This window comes from Streptomyces sp. NPDC052042 (assembly GCF_044548345.1).
Classification (GTDB): Bacteria; Actinomycetota; Actinomycetes; order Streptomycetales; family Streptomycetaceae; genus Streptomyces.
In genome coordinates, this window is sequence record NZ_JBIUBU010000062.1 from 1 (window position 1) to 8,943 (window position 8,943).

The following is an 8,943-nucleotide window of genomic DNA, read 5'->3' on the forward strand; positions in this document are numbered from 1 at the left end:
CTCACCGCCCTGGCCCAGCTCCACGTCCAGGGCACGCCGGTGGACTGGACGGCCGTTCTTGCCGGGCAGGGCGCCCGCCTTGTCGACCTGCCGACCTACGCCTTCCAGCACGAGCGCTACTGGCTGACGGCGGAGCCCGCCCCGGCAGCCACCGGTACCGCACCGGCCGACGCGGCGGAAGCGGAGTTCTGGGACACCGTCGAGAACGGCGGGCCGGAAGCGCTCGCCGCGCAGCTCGGGGTGGCGGCCGGGGCGCCGCTGGACTCGGTGTTCGGCGCGCTCTCGGCCTGGCGCCGGGAGAGCCGGACCCGGAACACGCTCGACGGCTGGCGCTACCAGGCGGTGTGGCAGCCCCGCACCGACCTGCCGGCCACTGCCCCGTCGGGCACCTGGCTGGTGGTGGCCCCGGACGCGGCGACCGCCGAGCCCTACGCGCGGATGTTCCGCGACCGGGCCGCCGAACCCCTCCGCGTCATCGTCACCGACCCCGGGGCCGACCGTGAGGCGCTCGCCGCGCTGCTGCGCGAGGCCGGAGCCGTGAACGGCGGACGGGTGGCCGGGGTCCTGTCCCTGCTGGCACTGGACGAACGCAGCCACCCGGTGCACACGGGCCTGCCGGTCGGGCTCACGGCCACCGTCGCGCTCGTCCAAGCGCTCGGAGATCTGGAGGTCGGGGCACCGCTGTGGTGCCTCACCAGCGGGGCCGTGGCCATCAGCCGCTCCCGGCCGGTCACCCGGCCGCTCCAGTCCCTGGTCTGGGGCATGGGCCGCGCGGTCGCCCTGGAATCCCCCAGCCGCTGGGGCGGCCTCGTCGACCTCGGCAGCGGTACGGACACCACCGACGAGCCGACCCTCGCCCGGCTCGCCGAAGTCCTCGGCGGGGCCCACGGCGAGGACCAGCTCGCGGTGAGCGCCTCCGGGGTCCGAGTCCGCAGGCTGACCCGGATGCCCCGCACCACGGGAGCCACCGCCACCGGCAGCGGCTGGAGGCCCCGGGGCACCGTACTGATCACCGGCGGTACGGGCTCGCTCGGCGGGCATACCGCCCGTTGGCTGGCCGGAGCCGGTGCCGAGCACCTGGTCCTCACCAGCAGGCGGGGCGAGGCCGCCGCAGGTGCGGGCCAACTCGCCGCCGAGCTGCGGGAGTCCGGGGCCCGGGTGACGGTCGCCGCGTGCGACGTCGCCGACCGGGCGGCCCTGGCGGCCCTGCTGGACAACCTGTCCGGCGACCCCGCCCCGCTGACCGCCGTCGTACACGCCGCCGGGCTCCCGCAGTTCACCACCGTCGCGGAGACCACCCCCGAGGAGCTGGCCGCGGTGGTCTCGGCCAAGGTCGCCGGCGCGGTCCACTTGGACGAGCTGCTCGCCGACCAGGACCTGGACGCGTTCGTGCTGTTCTCGTCCGTCTCCGGGGTGTGGGGGAGCGGCAGCCAGGCCGCCTACTCGGCGGGCAACGCCTTCCTCGACGCCCTCGCCCAGCACCGCCGGGCCAGGGGACTGGCCGCGACGGCCGTCGCCTGGGGCCCCTGGGCCGAGGGTGGGATGGCCGCCGACGGCGGGGCGGAGGAGTACCTGAGGCGCAGCGGACTGCCTTCGCTCTCCCCGGCGTTGGCGGTCTCGGCCCTGCAACTGGCCATGGACCGCGACGAGACCGCCGTGGTGGTGGCGGACGTCGACTGGCCGAGGTTCGCGCCATCCTTCACCATCGGCCGGCCCAGCGCCCTCCTCGCCGACCTGCCCGAGGCACGGGCCGCGCTGGCCGCCACCGCCGGAGTCGACGAGGCCCCGGGTGTCCCCGTGGCCGGCGACCTCGTACGGGAGTTGGCGGACCTCGGCGCGGAGGACCGGCACGACCGGCTGCTGGAACTCGTACGCAAGGAGGCCGCCGCGGTCCTGGGCTACCCGGGCACGGACGCCATCGAGCCCGACCGGGCCTTCCGCGACCTCGGCTTCGACTCCCTCACCGCGGTCGAACTCCGCAACCGGATGGGCGCCGCGACCGGACTGAAGCTCCCGATGACGATGGTCTTCGACCACCCCACCCCGGCCGCCCTCACCGACGGGCTGCTGGACGTGCTCCTCCCCGAAGGGGCCGCGGACCACGCCCCGGACGGCAGCCCGGAGGAGGCCCGAGTACGCCGGACCCTCGCCGCGATCCCGCTGGCCCGCCTGCGCGAAGCCGGGCTGATGGACGCCCTGCTGGGACTGGCCGGGCCGACGGACACGGCACCCGATCACGACGACCAGGGCCGTGAAGGCGACAGCGGCCCCGACACCGAGTCCGCCATCGCGGACATGGACCTCGACCACCTCATCGAGCTGGCGCTCGGCGACAGCGAAGCCTGATCGACGGCCTGAGTACGGAGCACATCATGACCACATCGAACGACAAGATCGTTCAGGCACTGCGCGCCTCCCTCCAGGAGACCGAGCGGCTGCGCCGCCAGAACCGGAAGATGACCGCCGAAGCCCGCGAGCCCATCGCCATCGTCGCGATGAGCTGCCGCTTCCCCGGCGGCGTAGGCTCCCCCGAGGAGCTCTGGCGCCTCCTCGCGGAGGGGGGTGACGCGATATCAGGCTTCCCCGCCGACCGGGGCTGGGACCTGGACGCGCTCTACGACCCCGACCCGGACAACGCCGGCACCTGCTACGTCCGCCACGGAGGGTTCCTCGACGGCGTAGGCGAGTTCGACGCCGGATTCTTCGGGATCTCCCCGCGCGAGGCCCTGATGATGGACCCGCAGCAGCGGCTGCTGCTGGAAACGGCCTGGGAGGCCTTCGAGCGGGCCGGGATCGACCCGGCCGCGCTGCGCGGCTCCCGCACCGGAGTCTTCGCCGGCACCAACGGCCAGGACTACGCCCGCCTGTCCACCTCCCCGGAGGACTTCGACGGGTACCTCGGGACGGGCAACGCCGCCGCCGTGATCTCCGGACGGCTCGCCTACACCTTCGGCTTCGAAGGCCCCGCGGTGACGGTCGACACGGCCTGCTCCTCCTCCCTGGTCGCCCTGCACCTCGCCGCCCAGGCGCTCCGCAAGGGCGAGTGCACCCTCGCCCTGGTCAGCGGGGTGACGGTGATGTCCACACCCGGTGCCTTCATGGAGTTCAGCCGCCAGCGCGGGCTCGCCGCCGACGGCCGTTGCAAGCCCTTCTCGGCCGCCGCCGACGGCACCGGCTGGAGCGAGGGCGTGGGCATGCTGCTGGTGGAGCGTCTCTCGGACGCCCGCCGCAACGGCCACCGCGTCCTGGCCGTGCTCCGGGGCAGCGCGGTGAACCAGGACGGCGCCTCCAACGGGCTGACCGCCCCCAGCGGACCGGCCCAGCAGCGGGTCATCCGCCAGGCCCTGGTCGACGCCGGGCTCACCGCGGCCGAGGTGGACGCCGTCGAGGCGCACGGAACCGGAACCTCGCTCGGAGACCCGATCGAGGCCCACGCGCTGCTCGCGACGTACGGCCAGGACCGGCCCGCCGACCGGCCGCTGCTGCTGGGCGCGCTCAAGTCGAACATCGGCCACACCCAAGCGGCGGCCGGCGTGGCCGGCGTCATCAAGATGGTCATGGCCATGCAGCACGGGGTGCTGCCCGGAACCCTGCACCTCGACGAGCCGTCCCCGCACGTGGACTGGTCGGCGGGCGCCGTCCGGCTGCTGACCGAGGCCGTCGCCTGGCCGGAGACGGAAGGCCCACGCCGTGCGGGCGTCTCCTCGTTCGGGGTGAGCGGCACCAACGCCCACGTCGTTCTGGAACAGCCGACCCCCGAACCGGCCGGGCCGACGACCCGCGACACCCCGGCCACCGGGCAGGACCGGACCCCGCTGCTGTGGACCCTGTCCGCACGCACCCCCGAGGCGCTCCCCGAGCAGGCCCGCCGCCTCCTGGCGCACGTACGGGAACACCCGCACGCCGAGCCCGCCGACATCGGTCACGCCCTCGCCACGACCCGCGCCCAACTGCTCCACCGGGCAGCCGTCGTGGGACGCGACCGTGAGGACCTGCTGGCCGCCCTCACCGCCTTCGCCCGCCAGGAACCGACGGGCCAGGCCTTCGAGGGCGCCGCGGTCCGCAAGACCAGGACGGCGTTCCTGTTCTCCGGGCAGGGCAGCCAGCGGCTCGGCATGGGGCGCGAACTGCACGCCGCCTTCCCGGCGTACGCGAAGGCCTTCGACGCGGCCTGCGCCGCCCTGGACCCGCACCTCGAACTCCCGCTGCGCGAAGTGGTGTTCGGTGAGGAAGCGGGGCTGCTGAACGAGACGCGCCACACCCAGCCGGCGCTGTTCGCCGTCGAGGTGGCCCTGTTCCGACTGGTCGAGTCCTGGGGCGTGCGCCCCGACCTCCTCGCCGGGCACTCGGTCGGTGAGTTCGCCGCCGCCCATGTGGCCGGTGTGTTCTCCCTCGAAGACGCGGCGAAGCTGGTGGCCGCACGCGGCCGGCTGATGCAGGAGCTCCCGGACGGCGGGGTCATGGTGGCCGTCGAGGCATCCGAGGAGGAGGTGCGGACCCTGCTGCCCGGATTCGAGGACCGCGCCGACATCGCTGCCGTCAACGGGCCGACGTCCGTGGTGCTTTCGGGTGCCGAGGACGCGGTCGCGGAGCTGGCCGGGAAGCTGGCGGCCAAGGGTCGCAGGACCAAGGCCCTGACCGTCTCCCACGCCTTCCACTCCCCGCTGATGGACCCGATGCTCGACGCCTTCCGCGAGCTCGTCGAAGCCGTCCCCTTCGCCGCCCCCGCCCTTCCCGTCGTCTCCACCGTGACGGGCCGCCGCCTGACCACCGCCGAGCTCGCCGACCCCGAGTACTGGGTGGGCCAGGTGCGCGCGGCGGTCCGGTTCGCGGACACGGTGCGGACCCTGGCGGACGCCGGAACCTCGGTGTACGTCGAGGTCGGGCCCGGAAGCGTACTCTCCGGCCTCGCCCAGCCCCTGCTGGACGCGGACTCCGCGCACGCCGTGCCCCTGCTGCGCGCGGACCGCCCCGAGGAACTGGCCGCAGTCTCCGCGCTGGCCCGGCTGCACATCCGCGGGGTCCCGCTCGACCTGACCGCACTGTCCGGCGACCGCGAGGGCCGCCCGACCCTCCACGACCTGCCCACCTACGCCTTTCAGCGGCGCCGCTACTGGCTGGAGTCCACGGCCTTCTCCGGCCCGCCCGCCGCCGCCCCGGCCGCCGACCCGGCGGAAGCCGGATTCTGGGACTCGGTGGAACGCGCCGACCTCGCGGCCTTCGCGCAGCGCCTCGGCCTCGCGGACGACGCGCCTCTCAGCTCGGTCCTGCCCGCCCTCTCCCTCTGGCGCCGCAGCCACCAGGAGCGGTCCACGCTCGACGGCCTGCGCTACCGCATCGCCTGGCAGCCCGTAGCCGCACCCGCCCCCACCGCCGCACCCGGTCGCCGGGGCGGCAGCTGGCTGGCCCTCGTCCCCGCCGCCCGCCTCGCCGACCACGACCCGTGGACGGCCGACGCCCTGCGGGCCCTGGAGGAGCACAGCACGACCGTACGCCCCGTACCGGTCGAACCCGGCACCGCCCGGGAAGCACTCGCGGACCTGCTCCGCACCGCCGCGCAGGACCAAACCGTCGACGGGATCCTGTCCCTGCTGGCCCTCGAAGAGCAGCCGCACCACACCCACCCCGCACTGGAGGAAGGGCTCGCGACCACCCTCGCGCTGATCCAGGCCCTCGGCGACGTGGGCATGGGCGCCCCGCTGTGGTGCGTCACCCGCGGCGCCGTCTCCACCGGCAGCTCCGACCCGCTGCGCAGCCCCCACCAGGCCGCGGTCTGGGCCCTCGGCCGGACCGCCGCGCTCGAACACCCCGCACACTGGGGCGGCCTCGTCGACCTCCCGGAGGCGCTCGACGACCGCACCTTACGCCGCTTCGCGTCCGTCCTCGCGGGTGCCCACACCGACGAGGACCAGCTGGCCGTACGCGGCGCGGGCGTGTTCGTACGCCGTCTGCTGCGCGCCCCCCAGGAGCGGTCCGCGGCGCCTGCGGGCCCCGGGGAGACCTGGCAGCCGCACGGCACCGTCCTGATCACCGGCGGCACCGGAGCCCTTGGCGCCCACGTGGCCCGCTGGCTCGCCGGGGCCGGAGCGGAACACCTGGTCCTCACCAGCCGCCGGGGAGCGGCGGCGGCCGGCGCCGACGAGCTCCGCGCCGAGCTGGAGGAACTCGGCGCCCGTGTCACCATCGAGGCCTGCGACATGGCCGACCGGGAGGCCGTGGCCCGGCTGCTGGCCGGCCTCCCGCAGGAACACCCCCTCACCGCAGTCGTCCACGCGGCCGGAGTCGGCACCCCGGGCATGCTGGCCGACACGACCGCCGAGGAATTCGCCGAGGTCCTCGCCGCCAAGACGGCAGGCGCCCGCCACCTCGACGAACTGCTGGAAGAACGGCCCGGGGCCCGCCCGCTGGACGCCTTCGTCCTCTTCTCGTCGATCTCCGGCCTCTGGGGCGCCGCCGGGCAGGCGGCGTACGCGGTGGCCAACGCCTCCCTCGACGCCCTCGCCGAACACCGCCGGGCCCGCGGACTCACCGCCACCTCCGTCGCCTGGGGCCCCTGGGCCGGCGGCGGCATGGTCGAGGACGGCGACGCCGAGGACCGGCTGCACAAGCGCGGACTGCCCGCTCTCACCCCGCCGTCGGCCATCGCCGCACTGCGGGCCGCCCTCACCCGGGACGAGACGACGGTGACCGTCGCGGACATCGCCTGGGAACGCTTCGCCCCCTCCTTCACCCTGCTGCGGCCCAGCCCGCTGCTGAACGGGATCCCCGAGGCCACGGCGGCCCTCGCCGAGGCGGCACGGGCAACGGCCCCGGGCGGGCCGGCCGACGGCGGACTGCCCGAGTTCACCCGCCGCACCACCGCCCTCACCGAGCCCGAGCAGACCCGCACCGTCCTCACCCTGGTACGGGCCGAGGCCGCGGCGGTGCTCGGCCACCAGGACGCGGAGGCCGTCCCGCCCGACCGGGCCTTCCGCGAACTCGGCTTCGACTCCCTCACCGCCGTAGAGCTGCGCAACCGCCTCGGCAAGACCACCGGGGTCCGGCTCCCGGCCACCCTCGTCTTCGACCACCCCTCCCCGTCCGCCCTGGCCACCCACCTCCTGGCCGAACTGACCGCGGCCGTCACCGGCCGGGCCGCCGCCGTCCCCGCGCCGACGGCCACCGCCCGTACCGCCGACGACGGCGAGCCCATCGCGATCGTCGCCATGAGCTGCCGCTACCCCGGCGAGGTACGCGGCCCCGAGGACCTCTGGCGCCTCGTCGCCGACGGCCGGGACGCGGTCGGCGGCTTCCCCACGGACCGGGGCTGGGACCTGGACTCCCTCTACGACCCGGACCCCGACCGGCCCGGCACCACGTACGCCAGGGACGGCGGCTTCCTCTACGACGTCGCCGACTTCGATCCCTCCTTCTTCGGGATCTCCCCGCGAGAGGCCCTGGCCATGGACCCACAGCAGCGGCTGCTGCTGGAGACCGCCTGGGAGGCCTTCGAACGCGGAGGCCTCGACCCCACCTTGCTGCGCGGTACCGGCACCGGCGTGTTCATCGGCTCCGGCTACCAGGACTACGCCTCCCGCCTGCTGAACGTCCCGCAGGACCTGGAGGGCTACATCGGCACCGGCAGCTCCGCCAGCGTCGTCTCCGGCCGCATCGCCTACTCCTTCGGCCTGGAGGGGCCGACGCTCACCGTGGACACGGCCTGCTCCTCCTCCCTCGTCGCCCTCCACCTCGCCGCGCAGGCGCTGCGGCGCGGCGAGTGCGATCTCGCCCTCGCCGGCGGGGTGACCGTGATGTCCAGCCCCAACGCCTTCATCGAATTCAGTCGGCAGCGCGGGCTGGCCGCCGACGGCCGTTGCAAGCCGTTCGCGGCTGCGGCCGACGGCACGGGCTGGGGCGAGGGCGTGGGCATGCTGCTGGTGGAGCGGCTGTCCGACGCTCGCCGCCACGGCCACCCCGTGCTGGCCCTCGTACGCGGCTCCGCGGTCAACCAGGACGGCGCCTCCAACGGACTCACCGCCCCCAACGGCCCGGCCCAGCAGCGGGTGATCCGCCAGGCCCTCGCGAACGCCGGACTGACGGCCGCCGACGTGGACGTGGTCGAGGCACATGGCACCGGAACCCGGCTGGGTGACCCGATCGAGGCGCAGGCGCTGCTGGCGACGTACGGTCAGAACCGGTCGGAGGAACGGCCGCTGTGGCTGGGCTCCCTCAAGTCCAACATCGGGCACACCCAGGCGGCGGCCGGCGTGGGCGGGATCATCAAGATGGTCGAGGCCATGCGCCACGGCCTCCTGCCCAAGACCCTCCACGTGGACGCGCCGACACCGCACGTCGACTGGACGGCGGGAGCCGTCGAGCTGCTGACCGAAGCCGTCGACTGGACGGGCGGCACGGAACACATCCGCCGGGCCGGCGTCTCCTCCTTCGGCGTGAGCGGCACCAACGCCCACGTCATCATCGAGCAGCCGCCCGCCGAGGCCCCGTCCCCCGCCGAGGTGCGTCCCGAACCGAAGCCGGTCCCGTGGCTGATCTCCGGAACCAGCCCCGAAGCACTCCGCGAGCAGGCCGAACGCATCCTCCACCACATCGAGCGCCATCCCGCCCTGCAACCGGCGGACGTGGCCCTGTCCTTGGCGAGCTCACGCGCCGCACTGGAGCACCGGGCCGCCGTCCTCGGCACCCGGCGCGAGGACTTCCTGCCCGCACTGCGAGCCCTGGCAGCCGACGACCCCGGCCCGGCGGCGGACACGGCCCTCCGTGGTACGGCGGCCTCCCAGCCCAGGACCGCATTCCTGTTCTCGGGTCAGGGGAGTCAGTGGCTGGGGATGGGGCGTGAGTTGTATGCGGTGTTCCCGGTGTTCGCGGATGCTTTCGACGCGGTCTGTGCGTATGTCGACGGGCGTCTGGACCGGCGGTTGCGGGAGGTGGTGTTCGGTGAGGACG

Annotated in this window: 2 protein-coding genes; both read left to right on the plus strand. The window is 74.8% G+C overall.

Annotated features, from left to right (window positions below; all coding sequences use genetic code 11):
- The coding region (locus tag ACIHCL_RS36615) for an SDR family NAD(P)-dependent oxidoreductase (protein ID WP_399868875.1) at nt 1–2,346 on the plus strand (2,346 nt) is incomplete at its 5' end.
- A 26-nt stretch (nt 2,347–2,372) separates the two neighbouring features.
- Nucleotides 2,373–8,943: type I polyketide synthase (locus tag ACIHCL_RS36620; protein ID WP_399868876.1), on the plus strand; the 6,571-nt coding region annotated here is incomplete at its 3' end.